The organism is Brachybacterium kimchii (genome assembly GCF_023373525.1).
GTDB lineage: Bacteria > Actinomycetota > Actinomycetes > Actinomycetales > Dermabacteraceae > Brachybacterium > Brachybacterium kimchii.
On the sequence record NZ_CP097218.1, the window covers coordinates 2,163,439 to 2,184,178 of the forward strand.

Genomic DNA, 20,740 nt, shown 5'->3' on the forward strand with positions numbered 1-20,740 from the left:
CAACGTCGCCGGGGGCGGACCCGTTCGTCCGCCCCCGGCGCCTCGACGTCGGCACTACTTCACGGACCCCGCCGCGAGGCCGCCGATGATGCGGCGCTGGAAGACCAGCACCAGGATGATCAGCGGCACGGTGACGATCACGCCGGCGGCCATCTTCGTGCCGTACGGGGTGTCGAACTGCGAGGAGCCGGTGAACTTGGAGATCGCGACGTTCGCGGTCTGCATCGCAGGCTGGTTCACCATCGTCAGCGCGATGAGGAACTCGTTCCAGGCCGCGATGAAGGTGATGATCGCCGTGGTGAACACGCCCGGCGCGGCGAGCGGCAGGATGATCCGCCAGAACGCGCCGAACCGGGTGGTGCCGTCCACCATCGCCGCCTGCTCGAGCTCGACCGGCAGCTGCCGGAAGAACGCGTTGAGGTTCCACACCGCCAGCGGCAGCGCGAACGACATGGTGGGCAGGATCATCGCCTGGTAGCTGTTGATCCAGTTGAACGGCCACCACTCGAAGCCGCCGCTGAAGAGCTTCAGCAGCGGGACCACGAGCGTGATCACCGGGAACATCGAGGTGGCGACGATCATGAACATGACCAGCACCTTCCCGGCGAAGTCCAGCCGCGCGAGGGCGTAGGCCCCGAAGGTGCCCAGCAGGAGCACCAGCACCGTCGTCCCGCCCGCGACGACCAGGGAGTTGGCCAGCGCACGGGCGAAGTGGTTGTCCGGGTCGAACACCGCCACGTAGTTCTCGAAGCTGATCGGGTTCGGGATCAGCTCCGTGGAGCGGCCCTCGCTAGGCAGGCGGAGGGAGGAGACCGCCATCCAGTAGAAGGGCAGCAGGCAGTAGACGAGGATGAACGCCATGCCGATCGCGATGACGATCGACCCCGCGCGCCCGCCCTTGATCTTCTTGGGCGAGAGCACCTCGCCGGTGCGCGAGCGGATCTGCGTGCCGCCGCTCCGCGTGCGGCCGCCGGATGCGCTGTCGGCTGCGCTGCTCATGCCATGCTCCCCTCTGCCGTGGTGCGGAGTCTGCGGGCCGTGCGCCGGGAGCCGCCCGAGCCGCCGTCGGCCCCGTCCTCCCCGTCGCCGCGGCGACGGCCGCCGCGCTTGGCGGGCTTGTTCTGCTCGCCGATGACGTCGGCGCCGAGCACGCGGATGAACACGAACGCCACCAGGCAGATGTAGGCGAACAGGATCATCGAGTACGCCGAGGCGAGGCCGTAGTTCGTCTTGCCCGCGGCGTCGGAGGCGAGCATCGAGAGGGTCTGCCCGGATTCGAGCCGGCCCAGCAGGACGTAGGGCAGGTCGAACATGCGCATCGCGTCCAGGAGGCGGAAGAGCACCGCGACCACGAGCACGGGGCGCACGAGCGGCAGCGTGATCCGCCAGAAGGTCGACCAGCGGTCGGCGCCGTCCATCTTCGCGGCCTCGTAGACCTGCTCGTCGATCGTCTGCAGGCCCGCGAGGGTCAGCAGCCCGATGTACGGGGCGGTCTTCCAGATGTCCGCGATGAGCACGGCGGCCTTGGCCTGCCAGCCCTCGGTGGTCCACAGCACCTGGTAGTGGATCACCCGGTTGAAGATGCCGTTGGCGTCGAAGATCAGCTGCCACATGAGGGCCGAGACCACGGTGGGGATCGCCCAGGGCACCAGGATCGAGGCCCGCACGATGCCGGTCGAGCGCATCGCGCGCGCCATGATCAGGGCCATGGACACGCCCAGCACGGTCTCGATGCTCACGCCCACCACGGTGAACAGCGTCGTGTTCCAGAAGGCGTTCCAGAACCCGGCGCCGGCGCCCGAGCCGGTGAACGCCTCCACGTAGTTGTCGAGGCCGACGAACGTGTCGCCCTGCTTGATGATCCCGGTCTGGGGGTCGATGTCACCGCCGGATTGGGTCAGCGACTGCCAGGCCGAGAGCACGAGCGGGAAGCCGACCACGAGGGCCAGCAGCACGAGCGTCGGCAGCAGCAGGAGATAGGCCATGCGGCCCTGCCCGCCGGTGACACGGCGGGAATGCGCGTCCGCCATGGCTCACTTCTCGGTCAGGTCGGTCAGCTGCTTCTGCAGATCGCTCAGCGCGGCGTCGGTCTCGGTGTCGCCGGAGAGGCAGCCGTAGGCGGCCTCCTGAATGGCCTGCGTGACGTCGCCGTACTTCACGACCTGCGGACGCACGGCGCCCTTGTCGATCGAGTCCTTGAGGGTGTCGAGGAACGGGTACTTCTTCTTGAGGTCCTCGTCCTCGTAGACGGCGGTCGCGGCGGTCGGGTTGCCCGTCTGCAGGAACCAGGCCTTCTGCTGCTCGGCGGCGCCCATGAACGCGATGAAGTCCAGGGCTGTGCCCATGTTCTTCGCGAACGCGCTGATCGCGTAGTTCAGGCCGCCGACGGTCGACGTGCCCTCGCCCTTGACCGCGGGCACCAGGGAGACGGAGACCTTGTCCTTGACCTTCGAGGAGCCGTCGTCGGCCTCGAACTTGTCGTAGACGTACGGCCAGTTCTGCAGGAACACGAGCTTGCCGTCCTGGAAGGCCTGGCGGGACTCCTCCTCCTTGTAGGTCAGCGCCTCCTTGGGGATGTACTTCTTGTCGAAGCCGTCGCGGAGGGTCTGCAGCCCGAGCTTCGCGGCATCGCTGTCCGCCTGGGGCTTGCCGTCGTTGTCGAACAGCTCCCCTCCGGCCGACTTCACGACCCCGGTGAGCTGGCAGGTCAGCCCCTCGTACTTGGCGAACTGGCCGCCGAAGCCGTTGATGCCGTCCTGGTCGGCCATGACCTTCTCGATGATCTCGTACATCTCGTCGTAGGTGGCCGGCGGCTCGTCGTACCCGGCGTCCTTCAGCAGGTCCTTGCGGGAGAACAGCAGCTGCCCGTTGGTCGCGTAGGGCATCGCGTAGAGCTTGTCGAAGTAGGTCGCGGTCTCGACGGTCGCGGGGATCATGTCGTCGATCGGGAGCTTGTCCTTCGGCAGCTCGACGACCCACTGGTTGGCCGCGAACTCGGCCGTCCACACGACGTCGAGGCCCAGCACGGTGTAGGCGTCGGACTTCGCCTGGGCGTTGTTGATGAACTGGCTGCGCTGGTCGTCGGCGCTCTCGGGGAGCTCGACGAGCGTGACCTTCTCGTCGGAGTGGTCCTTGTTCCAGCGGTCCAGGAAGTCCTTGAGGACGCCGGTGGTGTCCTTGCCGGTCGCGAACGTGATCGGCCCGTGCTCGTCGAAGTCCGCGCTCGCGCCGCCGCCGGAGCCGCCCGAGGACGAGTCGTCCGAGCCTCCGCACGCGGCGAGACCGAGCGCGGAGGCGCCGAGTCCGCCGGCCGCGAGGACCGAGCGCCGACCGAGACCGTGGTTGCTGCTGCTCATCTGGGGCTCCTTCATGCCGAGTTCCGTGCCGCGTGCATGCGGTGGACGATGCGCTGACGACGGTCGCCGCCGGCGGTTCGTGCGAAGGACCCGCGGAGGCTCCGTCGCCTGGGCTGAGAGTAACCCGGACGCACCTGTGGCGTACCTCTCAGTCGACATTTCGGGCACATTCTTCACCGATCCGTGACCTGCGGCCTTGAGGGTCGGCCGACGGGATGCGGCGCCCCGTCCACACCGGACCCGGCTGTCGGGGCGGACCGATAGATTGAAGGCATGACGTCCCGAACCCCGCTGGAGCTGCCCGTGTCGGCGGTCGCGGACCCGCGCGAGGCCCCGCCGCTGCGCTGGGCCGTGGTCTCCCCGGGGCACATCGCGACGCAGTTCACCGAGACCCTGGGCCGGGCCACCGCCTCGCGCGCCGTGGCCGTGGCCTCGCGCTCCGCCGAGCGCGCCGAGGCCTTCGCCCGCACGCACGGCCTGGACGCCGCCTTCGACTCCCTGCCGCGGATGCTCGCCGCCGGCGGCTTCGACGCCGTCTACATCGCCTCCCCGCACTCCGCGCACCACCAGATGGCGCGCACCGTGCTCGAGGCCGGGTACCCGGTGCTGCTCGAGAAGGCCTTCACCATGACGGCCGACGAGGCCCGCGACCTGGTGGACCTCGCCCGCGAGCGCGGGCTGTTCCTCATGGAGGCGCTGTGGTCGCGCTTCCTGCCGCGCTTCGACGTGGTGCGCAGCGTGCTCGCATCGGGCCTGCTGGGCGAGATCGTCTCGCTGCGCGCGACCCACGGCCAGCACTTCCCCTTCGCACCGGGTCACCGGCTCCACGCACCGGAGCTGGGCGGTGGCGCCCTGCTGGACCTGGGCGTCTACCCCCTGAGCTTCGCGCAGATGGTGCTCGGGGATCTCACGGAGCTCACCGCCTCGGGCACCCTCACTCCCGCGGGGGTCGACGAGACCGTGCACGTGCTCGCGTCCTCGGCCGCACATCCTCGGGCCAGGGCCTCGCTCGTCACCACCCTCGCGGCGCGCGCCGGGAACGACGCCGAGATCCTCGGCGCCGAGGGGCGCCTCGTGCTCGAGGGCATGTTCTTCGCGCCCGGCGAGGTCCGCGTCGAGATGCACGACGGCCGCACCGCGTCCGTCCCCGACCCGACCTCGGCCCCCGACGGCTCGGTCGGGCCCGCCAGCCCCGTCGGCCCCGACGACGGCCTCGCCTACGAGGCCGCGGAGGCGGCGCGCAGGATCACCGCCGGCGACCTCGAGTCACCGCTCATGACCTGGCACGACACCGTCGCCGTGATGGAGGCGCTCGACGCCGCCCGCGCCCAGGTCGCCGCACCGCGCACCACCCCCGATGCCCGACCAGAGGAGACCGCCCGCTGATGACCGGATCGTCGATCGGCATGCGCACGCTGCGCGTCCCCGCGCCCCATCCCCCGCGGCGGGGACTGTTCATCTCGTTCGAGGGCGGGGAGGCCGCGGGCAAGACCACCCAGATCGGGATGCTCCGCGATCACCTCGTGCATCGCCGCGAGGTGGCCGAGGACCTCGTGCTCACCACGCGCGAGCCCGGCGGCACCGAGCTCGGGAAGAGCATCCGCGAGCTCGTGCTGCACGGCGGCGACGTGAGCGCCCGCGCCGAGGCGCTGCTGTACGCGGCGGACCGCGCCCACCACATCGAGACGGTGGTGCGCCCGCACCTGGCCCGCGGCGGCCTCGTGCTCGCTGACCGCTACCTGGACTCCTCGATCGCCTACCAGGGCGTGGGCCGCTCGCTCTCCCAGGAGCAGATCGCCGCCCTCAGCCTGTGGGCGACCGACGGACTGCTCCCCCATCGCACGATCCTGCTCGACCTGCACCCCGACGCCCTCTCGGAGCGCCGCGAGGCGCATTCGCTCGATCGCCTCGAGCGCGAGGGCCGCGCCTTCCACGACGCCGTGCGCGCCGAGTTCCTCGAGCTCGCCGAGGCCGACCCGGACCGCTTCGTGGTCGTGGACGCCTCCCGCAGCCCCCAGGAGGTGCACGAGGAGGTCCTCGCGGCGATCGCCGACGACCTCGCGACGCTCGACCCGACCTTCGAGGTCGACACCTCGCATCCCGGGGCCGACGACCGATGAGCGCGCCGACGAGCGCCGGTCCGGCAGACGCGGGTTCGACGGGCGCGGGTCCGACGGGCGTGTGGGCAGACGTCGTGGGCCAGGAGGCCGCGGTCGCCCAGTTCCGCCGCGCCGCCTCCCCCGAGGGCTCCCTCGCACAGGCCTGGCTGATCACGGGCCCGCCCGGCTCGGGCCGGTCGACGGCTGCCCGCGCCTTCGCGGCGACCCTGCAGTGCGAGACCGGCGAGGGCTGCGGGCACTGCCACGCCTGCCGCACTGTCCTCGCGGGCACCCATCCGGACGTCACCGCGGTCGCGACCGACAAGCTCTCGATCTCCAAGGAGGAGGTCCGCTCCCTGGTGCTCACCGCGCAGCGCTCACCGGCGACCGGCGCGCACCGGGTGATCATCATCGAGGACGCCGACCGCATGAGCGCGGGCACCTTCAACGTGCTGTTGAAGTCGATCGAGGAGCCGCCCCCGCACACGGTGTGGATGCTGTGCGCGCCGTCGGCCGAGGATCTCGCACCCACGATCCGCTCCCGCTGCCGCGTGGTCACCCTCGCGATCCCGCGACCGTCCGACGTCGCCGAGCTGCTCGTCCGGCGCGACGGCGCGGACCCGGACCTCGCCGAGCGCGCGGCCCTCGCCGCGCAGGGGCACATCGGGCTCGCCCTGCGGTACGCGACGCAGCCGGGTGCGCTCGAGGCCCGCGAGGAGTCGGCCCGCACCCTGCTGGGCCTGCGCAGCAGCGGCCAGGCCGTGCTCGCGGCGGGCACGCTCGTGGAGCGCGCGAACGCGGAGGCCGCCGCGACGGCCGACGACGTCGCCGCGAAGGAGAAGGAGCGCTTCCTGCGCTCGGCGGGCATCGAGGACGGCAAGGTCCCCCCGTCGCTGCGCTCGCAGATGCGCCAGCTCGAGGACGACGCGAAGCGCCGGCGCACGCGCCTGGTGCGGGACGTCCTGGACCGTTACCTGCTGGATGCCCATTCGGTGCTGCGCGATGTGCTCGTGCTGCAGCTGGGCACGGGCGCCGAGCTCGTGAACCCGGGCGTGCGCGAGGAGATCGTGCACGCCGCCGAGGGCGGGGATCCGCAGGTCACGCTCGCCCTGCTCGACGCTGTCCAGCAGGCGCGCACACGGATCGCCGGCAACGTGCCGCCGCTGCTCGCGACCGAGGCGCTGCTCGCCCGGATCGCCGTCCGCGCCGGCTGAGCCCTCGGGCGTCGCGAGCCCCTGTCAGGTCAGGTCACGTCGGGCGGCGAGCCCGGGCGAGCGACCGCCGGAGCGTGGTCTCATCCCGGGGCGTGCACCACGCGTAGTAAGAGGTCGGGTGACGGCATATATGGCACGTCACCCGACCTCTTGCTACGTGTACTGCACGGGGTCGTTCGACACTCCCCATCGGTCGCCCCGGATCCACTGATCCGCACGCCTCACGAGTGCGCCGGCGCATGGCACGTGAACGCTGACGGCTGACTGTTCGCCGCGCGATCTGCACCGGTCAGAGGCGCAGGTCGCTCAGGGTGCGACGGTGTGCGAGTCGTCCGCCGTCGCCTCCGCGGCAGTGTCAGGTCCTTCTCCCGCGGCATCGGCCTCACCGGCCGCCACGACCTCGCCGGCAGGCTCGGTCTCTCCCGGCACCACGGCCTCGCCTGGCTCCTCGGCTGCAGCAGGTGCCTCGGTCTCCGCAGCGGCCTCGGACCCCGCCGCATCCTCGGACTCCGCGGCACCCTCGTCGCTGCTCGTGCTGCGATCGAGGTCGACCCGGTACTCGTCGACGACGACGCCCTCATCGGGGTCGGAGTCCTGGTGGGACTCCTCCTTGCCGGTCTCCGAGTGCGAGCCGCAGCCGTAGTCGAGGTGCACCACATGGCCGTCGGCCACGGACCACTCGTTCGTGCACACCCCGAACTCGGTGCGCAGCGAGCCGGCCATGAGCGTGAGGAACCCGCACGAGGAGCAGGTCGCGGTCACGGTGCCCCGGCGCTTGCGGGCCGAGACCGGACGCGGGCCGAAATCGCCCGCGAACCAGCGGTCGGCGGCCTCCTCGCGCCCGACGGGCGAGAGCACGCGCGGGCGTCCGAGCCCGAGCTCCCACTGCGCGACGCGGTCGGCCTCGGCGTCGTCGGTCTGCTCGTAGCCCTGCTCGAGGCGCTCGTCGGCCTCCTGATAGGGCAGCAGATCGTCGGCCCCGACGTCGGAGGGCTTCAGCCGCTCCGACCAGGGCTCCCAGTCAGGGGCGAGCAGCGCGCCGTCGCCCGGCAGCAGCACGGTCTCGCACACGGTGGCCTGCTTCGCGCGGGGAGCGCGTGCGAGGACGACGTTCCACACCCAGCCGCTGTAGCCGGGCATCGCGCACGCGAACACGTGCGTGACCAGTCGTTCCCCGCTCGCCTCGACGCGCAGGTGCTCGCCGACCTGGCCGGGCTCGGTGACCTCGAGCAGCGCCTCGCGCGCGAGGTCGACGGCCGCGGCGCTCACGGCGTCGAGCTTCGGACGCGCGGTGCGCGCACGGGGCCGCCGCGTGGCGGCGGGAGCGGCGGCGGTGGCCGGGGCGGGAGCGGCGCTCTCGCCGGTCTCGGGGGTGTCGGTCTCAGCAGTCATCGGCATGCGGTGGGTGTCCTCAGGCCTCGAAGTTGTCGGCGACGGCTCGCAGCACGGTCGCGATCTTGTGGGAGTGGCCGGCGTCGGGGTAGCGCCCCTTGCGCAGGCCGTTCCCGGCGTCGTCCAGCAGACGGATCAGGTCCTCGACCATCCCGGCCATGTCGTCGGGCTTGGGCCGACGGGCACGGGTCACCGAGGGTGCGGCCTCCAGCAGGCGCAGCGACAGCACCTGCGGGCCGCGGCGGCCGTCGGCGATGTCGAACTCGACCTTGGTGCCCGGGCGCAGGGTCTCGGCGCCCTCGGGGAGGGTGGAGGCGTGCACGTACACGCTCTCGCCGGACTCGTCGTCCCGCACGAAGCCGAAGCCCTTCTCGGCGTCGTAGAACTTCACCTTGCCACGAGGCACGCGGATCCCTGTCCTTCACGGAGTCGTCTGGGTGATGATGGTCGGTCGCGTCATGCCTTCGCGGGTGGCCCCGGCGGGCGTAGCCCGGGGCCGTTGTCTGCGGGCGCGGACGCGGCGCTCCAGTCTAACGCTCGCGCGGGCACGACCGCGCGGGGATTCTCCGCCGCGGTGAGGGGCGCCGCATCAGGCGCGCGGGCCCTCGCGGCGCCGCTCGGGCGGGATCTCGATGCGCGGCGGCGCGGCGGGCGCTGCGCTGCCTGCATCCGACTCGTCCGCGGCACGTCCGGCGGCGGCACGCGCCTCGCGGGCCGCGTCGTCCGGGGCGAGGCCCATGATCTCGAGCGCACCCTCGACGAGCATCGCCGTGAACCCCCAGACGAAGCGGTCCTGGCTGAGCGAGAACACGGGCCCGACGGCCCGACCGTCGAAGCTGCCCATGAAGCGGCAGGACGGGTCGGTGAGGGAGTCGGGGCCGATGAGCGGGAGACGGACCACGCGCTCCACCTCCACGGGGTCGCTGACGGCGAGGTCGGGACGACGGGGCGCCCAGGCGGCGACGGGGTGGACGACCTGTCCGCGCCAGGGCATGGGGATGGGCGCGAACTCCCCGAGCACGCGCACCTGCCCGGCGTCCAGGCCGATCTCCTCGCGCGCCTCGCGCAGGGCGGTCGCGCGGACGTCGGCGTCCTCCGCCTCGACCCCGCCGCCGGGCAGGGCGAACTGGCCGGGCTGGGAGCGCATGCGGTGTCCGCGCTCCTCGACGACGAGCTCCGCCTCCTCCAGAGCGGTGCCGCTGAGCAGCAGGAGGACCGCGCTGCGCCGGGTGATCTCGCGCGCGGGGCCCGGGCTGCGGGGCAGGGCGAGAGTGCGGTCCCCCGCGCGAGCGCTCTCGGCGAGCGGGCGCAGGAAGCCCGGCAGCTCGGGCCGGTCCGGGGTTCCCGTCCCCGTCGTCCCTTCGGCCTCGGCGCCGCTCATGCGGCCACGCCGATCCGCGGGCAGAGGTCCGCGAGCGTGCACTCCGTGCAGTGCGGCGACCGGGCGGTGCACACGCGCCGGCCGTGCAGGATCAGCCGCAGGGACAGGGCGGTGAGATCAATGGACTCCGTCGCCGCGTCGCTCTCCCCTGCATCGGCCTCACCCGCATCGCCCTCACCGGCAGCAGCGTCGACGCCCTCCGCGAGGGCGACGACATCGCGCTCGACGGCGCGGGCCTGCCGGGAACGGGTCCAGCCCAGGCGGCCGGCCACCCTGGTCACGTGCGTGTCGACGGCGAGCAGGGAGCGGCCGAAGTGCACGCCGCGCACCACGAACGCCGTCTTGCGGCCGACGCCCGGCAGCGCCTCGAGGGCGTCCTGGTCGTCGGGCACCTCGCCCCCGTGGTCCGCGAGGAGCGCGCGGGACAGGGCGATCACGCGTGCGGCGCGCGTGGGCCCCATGCCCAGGGGCTTCAGCACCTGCTCGACGTCGGCGGGATCGGCCCCTGCGAGTCCCTCCGGTCCCGGCCAGCGCTCGAACAGCTCCGGGGTCACGGAGTTCACGCGCGCGTCGGTGGTCTGGGCGCTGAGGACCGTGGCGACGAGCAGCTCGAAGGCGTCGCGGAAGTCCAGCTCGGTGCGTGCCCGGGGGTAATCCGCGCGCAGCCGGGAGACGACCTCGCGGACGTCGGCCGGTCCGTCGGCCGATGAGACTCCCGACACTCGCTGCTCCTTCGTGGGCCTTCCGCGGCCCCTGCTCCCGGCACCCCAGGGGCCTCCGCGGGGCGGGCCGGATGCGCCGTGCGACGCACGGATCAGGTGAGCAAGCACGCATATCCGCGCCACATCGGTCACAATGGTTCCCATGACGACGGTCCCGGACCCGACGGGATCACCTAGATCAGGAGGTTCCGTGGACGAGAACATCGTACGTTCATCCCCGCTCTTCGCGGCGCTCGACGACGACGGCAAGCAGGCCGTGCTGGCCTCGATGTCGCAGGAGGACTACCACCGCGGCGCGGTGATCTTCCGCGAGGGCGACCAGGGCGACCGCCTGTTCATCATCGGCGCGGGCAAGGTCAAGGTCGGCCACGCCTCGGGCGACGGCCGCGAGAACCTCCTCGCGGTGCTCGGCCCGGGCGAGACCCTGGGCGAGCTCTCGCTGTTCGATCCCGCTCCGCGCAACGCGACCGCCACGGCGGTCGCCGAGTCCACGCTGTACTCCCTCACCCAGCAGGACCTGTACCGCGTGCTCTCGCAGCGTCCCGAGGTGGCCCGCCACCTGCTGGCCTCGCTCGCCCGTCGTCTGCGCAAGACCAACGAGTCGCTCGCCGATCTCGTCTTCGCGGACGTCCCCGGCCGCGTCGCCAAGAACCTGCTGGACCTCGCCCAGCGCTTCGGCCGCCAGACGGACGACGGCGTCATGGTCTCCCACGGCCTCACCCAGGAGGAGCTCGCCCAGCTCGTCGGCGCCTCCCGCGAGACCGTCAACAAGGCCCTCGCCGACTTCGCCTCGCGCGGCTGGATCCGCCTCGAGGCCCGCGCCGTGCTGCTGATCGACGTGGAGCGCCTGCGCCGCCGCGCGCGCTGATCCCGCGCCGACCGTTCGACGCCCGCACCGCGGGCGTCGACGGCGAGACGAGGAGCGGGGCGTGATGATGACACCGGTCATCGTCGCGCCCCGCTCCTCGTGCGTGCGGGGGTCGTCTCAGCGACCTGCGGGCGGGAGCGGCGACCGGGCAGGGCGGGCCGCCTGAGCGGTCCGCGGAGCTGGCCCGCCGGTCGCGCTCAGCGGGTGCGGGCGATGTGGTCGAGGACCGCGCGCAGCGAGTCCTCGGCGGCGCCGCGCAGGGCCGGGTCGAGGCCCTCGCCGTAGACCGCGCGCAGCAGCCGGTCCATGCTCAGGGCGCCCGCGGCGCGGGCCTCCTTCACCTGGGCGATGCGCTCCTCGCGGTGGGCGATCATCGCCTCGATCGCGTCGATCGCCTCGAGCGGGTCGGTCGCGGGCGAGCCGTGCCCGGGGTGCAGGGAGGAGATGCGTCCGTCGATGGCCAGGGCGCGCAGGATCGCGAGGGACTGCATGTGCTCGGTGAGGCTGCCGTCGGGCGGGCTGATCACGGTCGAGGAGCCGTCGCCCAGCAGGGTGTCTCCGGTGAGCATGCGTCCGCCGTCGACCAGCAGGCCGAGGGAGTCGGCGGTGTGCCCGGGCAGGTGGATGACATGGCCGACGACGCCGGCCTCGCTGATCAGGGAGGCCGGGGGCTTGCGCGCTCCGGCGACGGCGCGGGTGTCGGCGGCCCACAGCGCGACCTCGCAGCCGGTGCGGTTCTGCAGCTGGCGGCGCAGGGTGCCGGCGCCGTCGGTGTGGTCGGCGTGGCGGTGGGTGACGAGCACGCCCACGGGACGCGAGCCGCAGGCGCGGATGATCGCGGCCAGGTGCTGGGCGTCCAGCGGGCCCGGGTCCACGACCCAGGACTCCTCGCCGTCACGCAGCACATAGGTGTTGGTGCCCTGCAGCGTCATCGGCCCCGGGTTGTCGGCGCGGATGAGCTCGAGCGCGACGGGCGGGGCGTCGGGGTCCCTCTGGAAATCGTCCTGGCCGCCCGCGGGGACGTCGTCCTCCATCAGGCGTCCGCGAGGGGGCGCTTCATGTAGGCGACGAGCGACTCGGGGTTCGGGCCGGGGATCACCTGCACGAGCTCCCAGCCGTCGGAGCCGTAGTTGTCCAGGATCTGCTTGGTCGCGTGGATCAGCAGGGGCACGGTGATGTACTCGAAACGCGTCACGGAGGTCATGCCCCGAGCCTACCGGCCCGCCCTCGAGCCCTGTGCGGACGCTCGGCCGTCGCGCGTGGTCCGGACCGAGGTCCGGACGGAGGTCCTGGCACGGGGCCCATGTCCGGGCACCGGGCCCGCGTCATGGCGCGCGACGGGCGTTGCGGCGGCGTGATGCAGCGCCTCGGCGACGGGATCGATTCACCCGCCCGCCGCACGGCGTGCGGTGCGGCCCAGCACGTCGTACCAGTCCTCGACGTCGGGATGCTGGCGCAGCAGCCTGCGCCGCTCGCGCTCCGTCATCCCGCCCCAGACGCCGAACTCGATCCTGTTGTCGAGCGCGTCGGCCAGGCATTCCATGCGCACCGGGCACCCCTGGCACGCGATCTTGATCTTCTGCTGGTCGGCCCCCTGCACGAAGAAGCCGTCCGGATCCAGCTGTGTGCACGCCCCCCGGGCGGCCCAGCTGCGATCATCCGTGCCGCGGATCCTGCTGATCGTCACGAATGTCCCCTCTCGAATCCTCGTCGATCCGTTCTGGTGCGTCAGCGTATCGAGATCGGCACAGGGGCGCCAATCCCACCTCCCGCGGACCCCCGCAGATCCGGTATGGGCGACGGACATGGGACGAGGCATCCGGGCGCATCCGGGGCATCCGAGGCGCCCAGGCACCCAGGCACCCAGGCACCCAGGCACCCAGGCACATACCTTGCCGGGACCGCCGCCCACGGATCCCGTCGGCGGCGCTCCTCTCCCCCGTCGGACGCACATCCTGCGCCGGGGCAGGATCCATGCACCCGTGAGCGCTGGGTGATATGCGCCGGCACGGCCGCGCCTCGTGGTCCGCGCCCGCCGTGGGCCGTACTGTGTTCCCATGGCTGACCGTGACTCCGCTCCGCTCGGGAACCTCAGCTCCGAGGCGACCTCCGCGCCGCCGACGGGCCCCGCCACCGTGCCCGGAGCCGCGCTGCGCGCGCTGATGCTGCTGCTGGGGATGCTCGCCGTCGCGGGCATCGCCGGCGTGCTGCTGGCCGCCTTCTTCCTGCCCGCGGTGTCGATGAGCTCGGCCGTCGCGAAGGACGGCGTGGACCTGTTCGACTCCCTCCCGGCGGAGCTCGAGACCCAGCCGCTGAACGAGGCCAGCCGGATCGAGGCGTCCGACGGGTCGCTGCTCGCGACGTTCTACAGCCAGAACCGCATCATGGTCCCGCTCGACGAGATCTCGCCGAACGTCCAGCATGCCGTCGTCGACATCGAGGACCACCGCTTCTACGAGCACGGCGGCATGGACTTCACGGGCACGGTCCGCGCGCTCGCGAACAACGCCGCCTCCGGCGCCACCCAGGGCGGCTCCACGCTCACCCAGCAGTACGTGAAGAACGCGCTGCTCATGGACGCCGAGCAGCGCAACGACAAGGAGGCGCAGGCGGAGGCGACCGAGCAGAGCTACGGCCGCAAGCTGCGCGAGGCGAAGCTCGCGATCTCCCTGGAGAAGCGCTGGAGCAAGGACGAGGTCCTCAACGCCTATCTCAACGTCGCCCAGTTCGGGCCCTCGCAGTACGGGGTGCAGACCGGCGCCCAGCACTACTTCTCGAAGGACGCCAAGGACCTGAACCCCGGTGAGGCGGCGCTGCTCGCGGGCATCACGAACTCGCCCAACGGCAACGACCCCGTCGCGAACCCGGAGGCCGCGAAGAAGCGGCGCAACGAGGTGCTCTCGGCGATGCTCCGCTACGACCACATCACCCAGAAGGAGTACGACAAGTACTCCAAGCAGTCGATCGACGACATGCTGAAGGTCAAGAACGTGAAGGCGGGCTGCGGCGACGCCGGCACCAACGGCTTCTTCTGCGACTACGTGACCCGGTCCCTGCTGAACGATCCGACCTTCGCGGACACCTACGAGGAGCGCCAGAAGCTCCTGTACGGCGGCGGCCTCACCATCAAGACGACCCTGGACTCCGACCTCCAGAAGGACGCGCAGGAGATCGTGGACCGCAAGGTCCCCCAGGACTCCGACAGCGGGTTCGGCCACTCGATCGTGACCGTCGAGCCCGGCACGGGCAAGGTCCTGGTGATGGCCGAGAACCGCACCTTCGATCCTCACGCGGACGCCAGCGAGGGCGAGACCTCGCTGAACTACAACGTCCCGCAGGCGCTCGGCGGCTCGAGCGGCTTCCCCGTCGGCTCGACGTTCAAGCCGTACGTGCTCACCGACTGGCTCGAGCACGGCAAGTCGATCTACGACAAGGTCGGCACGGCCCGCCAGACCTTGAAGACCTTCCCCGCGCAGTGCCTGGACCGCGGGCGCTGGTACGAGACCCAGGGCTACAACCCGGACAACGCGGTCTCCGTGCCGCTGTCGGCCCAGGAGACCGTGCTGAACGCGACCAAGTTCTCCGTGAACACGGCCTACGCGAACATGGCCCGCCAGCTCGACCTGTGCGACATCGCCGAGCAGGCCCGGTCGCTGGGCGCGATCCCCGCGACCTACAACCCCTTCGACAAGTCCACCTGGGACATGTCGATCGAGGACATGTACGGCACCGAGCTCGCACCCTCCGTGGTGGTCCTGGGCGAGCTGCGCATCTCGGCGCTCGACCAGGCCGCGGCCTACGCGACCTTCGCCGCCGAGGGCACCTACTGCAAGCCCACCGGCATCTCCGAGGTCATCGATCGCGACGGCAAGAAGATGAAGGACGTCGGCGCCGGTCAGTGCGAGCAGAAGATCGACAAGAAGACCGCCGACCAGGTCGCCTGGACCCTCGAGCAGGACCTCAAGGACCCGCGGGCGACGGGCAAGGGCAAGGTCATCCCGGGCCACGACGCGGGCGGCAAGACCGGCACCTCCGGTTCCCAGTTCCACACCTGGTACGTGGGCTTCACCCGGCAGATGTCGACCGCGGTCTGGTTCGGCAACCCCACGCGCAACGTCCGCCCCGGCGGGTTCTCCGTGGACGGCGAGTACCTCGAGCGGGGCAAGGTCTGGGGCAACACGGTCTCCCTGCCCACCTGGCAGGAGTTCATGATCAAGGCCCACAAGGGACTGCCCGACGAGAAGTTCCCGAAGCAGCCCGCCGGCGCCCCGAAGGATACCGATCCCGGCAACGGCGGGGGCGGCAAGGTCGACACGGGCGGCGCGGCCTCCGGCACCAATGACACCGGCGGAGCCGCCGGCGGCGATGGCGGGGACACAGGCGGAGACCAGGACTCCGGCGACCAGGACACCGGCGACTGAGCGGGCGAGCGAGCATGACCCGCACCCGTTCCCGCGGCGCGGGCGCCGGACGCGCCGCGCTGGCCCTCGCCGGGGCCGGCGCGGTCGCCGCCGCGGCCGCCCACGTCTGGTCCCGCCACATCGAGATCCACCGCTTCACCGTGCGCGAGCACGAGCTACGGATCCTGCCTCCCGGCACGCGCCCCGTGCGCATCCTGCACCTCAGCGACGCGCATCTGATGCCCGACCAGGCCCGCAAGATCGCCTTCCTGCGCCATCTCGAGACGCTCAAGCCGCACCTGGTGATCGACACCGGCGACAACATCGCCTCCGCGGCCTCCATCCCCGTGCTCGCCGACGCGATCGATCCCCTGCTGCACCGTCCGGGCGCGTTCGCGATGGGTTCGAACGACATGTTCGCTCCTCACCGCAAGAACCCGTTGCGCTACTTCCTGCGCGACCCTCGGCCCGAGGGATTCACGAAGCGCCACCGCGAGCCGGACCTGCCCCTCGACTCCCTGCGCAACGCGCTCACCTCCCACGGCTGGAAGGACCTCACCAACACCCGCGCGAGCCTCCGCCTCACGGGCCTGCAGGTGGACCTCGTGGGCGTGGACGACCCGCACCTCGAGCGCGATGTGTTCCCCGCGCCGGATGCGGCGCGGGGCGCGCAGCAGGACGCGGGGGCCGACGGCACCGGACGGACGCCTGCCGCAGAAGCCGCCGCGACCTCCACCCGAGCCGACGACGGCCCCGCCGCCGATGTCCCGCACCTGCGGATCGGCGTCGCCCACGCGCCGTACCAGCGGGTCCTCGACGCCTTCGTGGACGACGGAGCGCAGCTGATCTTCGCCGGCCACACCCATGGCGGCCAGCTGCGCATGCCCGGCGTCGGCGCCCTGGTCACCAACTGCGACCTGCCGCGTGCGCAAGCCCGGGGCCTCTCCACCTGGCGCGGCGTGCCGCTCAACGTGAGCGGGGGGCTCGGCGCGAACCCCTACTCGAACTTCCGCTTCGCCAATCCGCCGGAGGCGACCTTGCTCACGTTGCGCCCTCAGCGGCGCTGAGAGGTCGCGACCACCGCGGGCGACTTGGTATCGTTGCTCGTCGGAGAGCGGCGCTCGCGTCTGCTCGCCGAACACGACCTCGGGGTGTGGCGCAGCTTGGTAGCGCGCCTCGTTCGGGACGAGGAGGTCGCAGGTTCAAATCCTGTCACCCCGACCAGATGTCGAAGGGCTCCGCTGCGGCGGGGCCCTTCGTCATATCCGGGGCCCTTCGTCATGTCCGCGGCCGTCGTCATGTCCGGGGGCGCTCGGCGACTGACGCATCGGCAGCGGTTTCGGCATCACCGGCTGCACCGGCAGCACCCGAGACGTCAGAGCCCCTCGAACGCTCCCGGGAAGCGCCGGCCGGGCGGCGAGCTGTCACGCACCGGCGTATGGCGGACACCTCTGCCGTATATGGCAGAGATGTCCGCTATACGCCGTTCGCCGACATCAGTTCGACGCACTCCGAAAGGCCCTCTCACGCCCGCCGAACACCCTTGAATCACATCGGTGTGGTTAACATATCGAATTCGGACATCGCCGGTACGACACGGCGAAAATCGCCGATTTAGTTAAAATCTTGGTAAAGGCCCTTGATAGCAGTCGCAAAGGTCGTGCGTGAAGGGCCTGGGTGGCCCCATACAGTGACCACGGTGCCTCTCCCCAGGCACCGGTCGAGAAGTCGCTCCCGCCACCGTTCTCGACCACTTCCTCACTTCCCTGGGTGGCGGGCGCAGCGAACCCCTCGGGTGTCGCCTCACGGGTGTCGCTTCCCGCGGGCGGAACGCGAGCGGTGACTGTGCGGCGACAGAGAAAGCGACCTCATCCGATGTTCCGCTCCAGCGCCCCGCGCACGCATCGCGCCGCGGGCCCTGCCGTGATCGACTACCGGGGCCTCACGGCTCCCGTCGGTCGCACCGTCGGCGGTCTCGCCGTCGTCGGTGCCGTGACGGCCACGGCCTCCATGCAGGCCATGGGTTCCGCCGATGCAGCAACCACCCCCGCCCCCACTCACCCGGCCACCACCGCGCCGACCTCGCCCCTCGCGGGCGCGGCTGCCGCGACGGCCGCGAAGTCCCTGGCACCCGCCGCCTACTCGAACGTGAAGCTGCGCTACGGCGCACGCGGATCGGCCGTGTCGGAGCTGCAGCGCAGCCTCCGGTCCCACGGTTCGGGCATCGCGGTCGACGGCGTCTTCGGATCGAAGACCCTGAGCGCCGTGAAGTCGTTCCAGCGCAGCGCCGGCATCGGCGTCGACGGGGTCGTCGGCCCCAAGACCTGGAACGCCCTCGGGTCGTCCGCGTCCACGGGATCCTCCTCGTCGAGCCACCCGAAGCTGCGCAGCGGCTCTCGCGGCTCGGCGGTCAGCACCCTGCAGAAGCAGCTGAACCAGCACGGTGCAGGCATTTCGGTCGACGGTGTCTTCGGGTCGAGGACCCTGAGCTCCGTGAAGGCCTTCCAGCGCGCGGCCGGCATCTCCGCCGACGGCGTGGTCGGACCCAACACCTGGTCGAAGCTGTCCTCGAGCAGCGCGTCCATCGGCGGGTCCGGCGGCTCCTCGAGCGGTTCCTTCAACGGGCAGAGCATCATCGCCAAGGCCCGCAGCGTGAAGGGCACCAAGTACACGTGGGGCGGCTCGAGCCCCTCCACCGGGTTCGACTGCTCGGGCCTGGTGAAGTACGCCTACAACGCGAACGGCATCACCGTGCCCCGCACGGCGAAGCAGCAGACGTTCGCAGGCCGGATCATCCCCCAGTCGCAGGCGAAGCCCGGCGACCTGGTGGCCTTCACCGGCAACGACTACGGGCACATCGGCATCTATGTGGGCAACAACCAGATCATCGATGCCTCGGGCTCGCAGCAGAAGGTCGTGGAGCGCACCATCTGGAGCGCACCGCACGTCTTCGTGACCTACCGCTGATCAGCGCAGGTCACCCGGACCACGTCATGCCTGCTCGGTGCTGAGCGCACCAACGGGAAGGAGCAGGACGGCGTGTGAGGAGCCCGGTCGGGGAACCGACCGGGCTCCTCTGCGTCCGGGGCCGGGAGGGAGACGTCCGCCTCCCCGTGGGCGCCGCTCGACGGCCCGGCGCGTCGGCCCGACACGTCCGATCTGCGACGGAGTCTGTGACAGACTTGACCTGCACCACATCCCGGTCAAGGAGGATCCCTCGCATGTCCGACCCGATCAGCTTGGTCCCGCTCCCCCGCTCCGTCATCTGGTCCTCGGGGACATGGGAGACGACCGACCCGTGGGCCGGCCTGTCGGTCGGCATCTCGGAGGATCTCCCGCGCGCGGAGTACACGCTGTCGATCACGCCGTCGGGCGCGAACCTCACCGCCGGCAGCGAGGCCGCCCTGGCCGACGGCCGCAACACCTTCAACCAGATCGTGCTCACCGGCGAGACCTCGATCCCCTGCGTGACGATCAGCGACAGCCCGAAGTACGCATGGCGCGGCCTGCACCTGGACGTCTCGCGCCACTTCTTCGACATCGACACCCTGCACCTGTTCATCGACGCGATGGCGCTGCACCGCCTGAACGTGCTGCACCTGCACCTCACGGACGACCAGGGCTGGCGCGTGGAGATCAAGGGCTACCCGCGGCTCACGGAGGTCGGCTCGAAGCGTCCGCGCTCCCTCGAGGGCCACATGAGCGGCGACCCCGAGTCCTGGACCTTCGACGACACCCCCGTCGAGGGGTTCTACACGCAGGACGAGCTGCGCGAGCTCGTGGGCTACGCGCAGAACCGCGGCGTGATGATCGTGCCTGAGGTCGACCTGCCCGGCCACATGCAGGCGGCGATCGCGGCCTATCCCGAGCTCGGCAACTTCCCAGCCAGCCCCGTGCAGGTGCGCGAGGTCTGGGGGATCTCCGGCCACGTGCTCGGCGTCTCCGACGAGGTCTTCGACTTCGTGCGCGACGTGCTCACGCAGGTCGCCGACATCTTCCCCGCGCCCTTCTTCCACATCGGCGGCGACGAGTGCCCGCGCGTCGAGTGGGAGCAGTCGGCCGATGCCCGCACGCGCATGAACGAGTGGGGCCTCACCCGCGTCTCCGAGATCCAGGGGCGCTTCACGGACTTCGCCACCCAGGTGCTCGCCGAGAAGGGCAAGACCGTGGTCGCTTGGGACGAGGTCCTCGAGTCCCATGTGCCCGACGACGTGGTGGTCATGAACTGGCGCACGGAGGACGGCCTCGAGGAGTCCCTCGAGCGCGGCTTCCGCACCGTCGTCTCCACCGTGAAGGACCTCTACTTCGACTACGCCCAGGGCCCCCTGAAGAAGGAGCCTCTCGCGATCGGCGAGGGCATGACCCTCAAGGACGTGTACACAGACCGCCTGCTGCCCAAGAAGCTCGACGACGAGAAGGCGGCTCTCGTCCAGGGCATCCAGGGCCAGCTGTGGACCGAGTACATCGCCACCCCCGAGCACCTGGGCTACATGGCCTTCCCGCGCGTGTGCGCGCTGGCCGAGCGCGCCTGGGGCTCGCCCGAGCAGTCCTACGGCGAGTTCGTGGAGCGGCTGCGCGGTCATCTCCCCCGTCTCGACGCCCTCGGCGTCTCCTACCGTCCTCTGGACTGACCGAGAGCGGATGGCACGGCCATGAGCTCCTCGCACCGCGACGCGCACCCCTACGGTCGCTCGAACGACGACGTGCGTCGGCGCGACCAGCGCCGGCGCCGTCAGCGCCGCGTCCGGATCACCCAGCTGGTGGTCTTCTCGCTCGCGATGATCGGCATGATCTGCGCGCTCACCTTCGCCTTCACCCAGCTCACCGCCGACGACGACGTGGTGGCCGCCGGGCCCTCCGATGCCGGGGCCGACGTGGCCACGGGGAAGGGCGGCGTGCAGTGCCCGGACCCCGGTGCGAAGCCCGCGAAGCCGAAGAAGGTCGAGGTGAGCGTGCAGAACGGGACCTCGCGCAGGGGGCTCGCGGCATCGGTCACCGAGTCCCTCGCCGATCGCGGCTTCTCCACGGGGAAGGCCGGCAACACGAAGGCCGCCTCGGGCGCCGTGACGATCGTCTACGGGCCCGCGGGGTATCTCGAGGCCACCGCCGTGGCCGCGGAGTTCTCCAAGCCCACGCTGAAGCTCGACGACCGCGAGGACTCGACGGTCGACGTGCTCGTGGGCGGCGGCTTCAAGGACCTGGTCGACGAGGACGACGCCGCCAAGGCCCTCACGAAGGCCGTGAAGATGCCCCAGGGGTGCTCCGAGGACGCGAAGGACTCGTCGACCGAGGGCGCGGAGGGCTGACC

At 71.4% G+C, this 20,740-nt stretch carries 19 protein-coding genes and 1 tRNA gene; 10 read left to right on the plus strand and 10 right to left on the minus strand.

Going from position 1 to position 20,740, the window contains the following annotated elements; translation table 11 throughout:
- Nucleotides 1–54 precede the first annotated feature (54 nt).
- The 3 genes from M4486_RS10230 to M4486_RS10240 are packed head-to-tail and all read right to left on the minus strand — an operon-like array spanning nt 55 to nt 3,356.
- Complete coding sequence (locus M4486_RS10230; RefSeq protein WP_249476967.1) at nt 55–999, minus strand: carbohydrate ABC transporter permease; 945 nt, start codon at nt 997–999, stop codon at nt 55–57.
- Nucleotides 996–2,030, minus strand: coding sequence for a carbohydrate ABC transporter permease (locus tag M4486_RS10235; RefSeq protein WP_249476969.1), 1,035 nt, complete (start codon nt 2,028–2,030; stop codon nt 996–998). Before M4486_RS10235 ends, M4486_RS10230 begins: the two co-directional genes overlap by 4 nt.
- A 3-nt stretch (nt 2,031–2,033) precedes the next feature.
- Complete coding sequence (locus tag M4486_RS10240) at nt 2,034–3,356, minus strand: ABC transporter substrate-binding protein (RefSeq protein ID WP_249476970.1); 1,323 nt, start codon at nt 3,354–3,356, stop codon at nt 2,034–2,036.
- A gap of 273 nt (nt 3,357–3,629) precedes the next feature.
- On the opposite strand from M4486_RS10240, the gene M4486_RS10245 reads away from it, so the two are divergent.
- From M4486_RS10245 to M4486_RS10255, 3 genes are read left to right on the plus strand one after another with little or no spacing between them, the layout of a single operon-like run.
- Nucleotides 3,630–4,742 carry a Gfo/Idh/MocA family protein gene (locus tag M4486_RS10245; RefSeq protein ID WP_249476972.1) on the plus strand — a complete coding sequence of 371 codons (1,113 nt, stop codon included), beginning with the start codon at nt 3,630–3,632 and terminating at the stop codon, nt 4,740–4,742.
- A complete protein-coding gene (gene tmk, locus M4486_RS10250; RefSeq protein WP_249476974.1) occupies nt 4,742–5,476 on the plus strand; it encodes a dTMP kinase in 735 nt (244 codons plus the stop codon). The genes M4486_RS10245 and tmk overlap by 1 nt, the downstream gene beginning before the upstream one ends.
- Nucleotides 5,473–6,669, plus strand: a complete 1,197-nt coding sequence (locus M4486_RS10255) for a DNA polymerase III subunit delta' (protein WP_249476975.1) — start codon at nt 5,473–5,475, stop codon at nt 6,667–6,669. The genes tmk and M4486_RS10255 overlap by 4 nt, the downstream gene beginning before the upstream one ends.
- A gap of 306 nt (nt 6,670–6,975) precedes the next feature.
- Here M4486_RS10255 and M4486_RS10260 read toward each other — a convergent pair whose 3' ends face one another.
- The 4 genes from M4486_RS10260 to M4486_RS10275 form a co-directional block, all read right to left on the minus strand.
- A complete protein-coding gene (locus M4486_RS10260; RefSeq protein WP_249476977.1) occupies nt 6,976–8,061 on the minus strand; it encodes a DUF3027 domain-containing protein in 1,086 nt (361 codons plus the stop codon).
- Nucleotides 8,062–8,080: 19 nt separating this feature from the next.
- Nucleotides 8,081–8,467, minus strand: a complete 387-nt coding sequence (locus M4486_RS10265; RefSeq protein WP_152352267.1) for a cold-shock protein — start codon at nt 8,465–8,467, stop codon at nt 8,081–8,083.
- Nucleotides 8,468–8,650: 183 nt separating this feature from the next.
- Nucleotides 8,651–9,442, minus strand: coding sequence for an NUDIX hydrolase (locus M4486_RS10270; RefSeq protein ID WP_249476979.1), 792 nt, complete (start codon nt 9,440–9,442; stop codon nt 8,651–8,653).
- On the minus strand, nt 9,439–10,164 hold the full coding sequence (locus tag M4486_RS10275; protein ID WP_249476981.1) for an endonuclease III domain-containing protein: 726 nt from the start codon (nt 10,162–10,164) through the stop codon (nt 9,439–9,441). Before M4486_RS10275 ends, M4486_RS10270 begins: the two co-directional genes overlap by 4 nt.
- 190 nt (nt 10,165–10,354) lie before the next feature.
- On the opposite strand from M4486_RS10275, the gene M4486_RS10280 reads away from it, so the two are divergent.
- The gene (locus M4486_RS10280) at nt 10,355–11,032 is read left to right on the plus strand and encodes a Crp/Fnr family transcriptional regulator (protein ID WP_152352270.1); all 678 of its coding nucleotides are present in this window, start codon (nt 10,355–10,357) and stop codon (nt 11,030–11,032) included.
- Nucleotides 11,033–11,229: 197 nt separating this feature from the next.
- On the opposite strand, the gene M4486_RS10285 is transcribed toward M4486_RS10280, so the two are convergent.
- From M4486_RS10285 to M4486_RS10295, 3 genes are all read right to left on the minus strand, one after another.
- Complete coding sequence (locus M4486_RS10285) at nt 11,230–12,066, minus strand: MBL fold metallo-hydrolase (RefSeq protein WP_249476983.1); 837 nt, start codon at nt 12,064–12,066, stop codon at nt 11,230–11,232.
- Complete coding sequence (sp36, locus tag M4486_RS10290) at nt 12,066–12,236, minus strand: Sp36 family protein (protein ID WP_152352272.1); 171 nt, start codon at nt 12,234–12,236, stop codon at nt 12,066–12,068. The genes M4486_RS10285 and sp36 overlap by 1 nt, the downstream gene beginning before the upstream one ends.
- A 180-nt stretch (nt 12,237–12,416) precedes the next feature.
- Nucleotides 12,417–12,719 carry a WhiB family transcriptional regulator gene (locus M4486_RS10295; protein WP_283257913.1) on the minus strand — a complete coding sequence of 101 codons (303 nt, stop codon included), beginning with the start codon at nt 12,717–12,719 and terminating at the stop codon, nt 12,417–12,419.
- A 370-nt stretch (nt 12,720–13,089) separates the two neighbouring features.
- Here M4486_RS10295 and M4486_RS10300 point away from each other — a divergent pair, with 370 nt between their 5' ends.
- From M4486_RS10300 to M4486_RS10325, 6 genes are all read left to right on the plus strand, one after another.
- The gene (locus M4486_RS10300; protein WP_249476985.1) at nt 13,090–15,453 is read left to right on the plus strand and encodes a transglycosylase domain-containing protein; all 2,364 of its coding nucleotides are present in this window, start codon (nt 13,090–13,092) and stop codon (nt 15,451–15,453) included.
- Nucleotides 15,454–15,467: 14 nt separating this feature from the next.
- Entirely contained in the window at nt 15,468–16,499 is a 1,032-nt protein-coding gene (locus M4486_RS10305) for a metallophosphoesterase (RefSeq protein WP_249476988.1), read from the plus strand.
- An 80-nt stretch (nt 16,500–16,579) separates the two neighbouring features.
- A tRNA-Pro gene (locus M4486_RS10310) sits at nt 16,580–16,656 on the plus strand.
- Between the two features lie 651 nt (nt 16,657–17,307).
- Nucleotides 17,308–18,399 carry a C40 family peptidase gene (locus M4486_RS10315; protein WP_249476989.1) on the plus strand — a complete coding sequence of 364 codons (1,092 nt, stop codon included), beginning with the start codon at nt 17,308–17,310 and terminating at the stop codon, nt 18,397–18,399.
- Nucleotides 18,400–18,653: 254 nt separating this feature from the next.
- A complete protein-coding gene (locus tag M4486_RS10320; RefSeq protein WP_249476990.1) occupies nt 18,654–20,063 on the plus strand; it encodes a beta-N-acetylhexosaminidase in 1,410 nt (469 codons plus the stop codon).
- A gap of 21 nt (nt 20,064–20,084) precedes the next feature.
- Nucleotides 20,085–20,738, plus strand: coding sequence for a LytR C-terminal domain-containing protein (locus M4486_RS10325; protein WP_249476992.1), 654 nt, complete (start codon nt 20,085–20,087; stop codon nt 20,736–20,738).
- Nucleotides 20,739–20,740 lie beyond the last annotated feature (2 nt).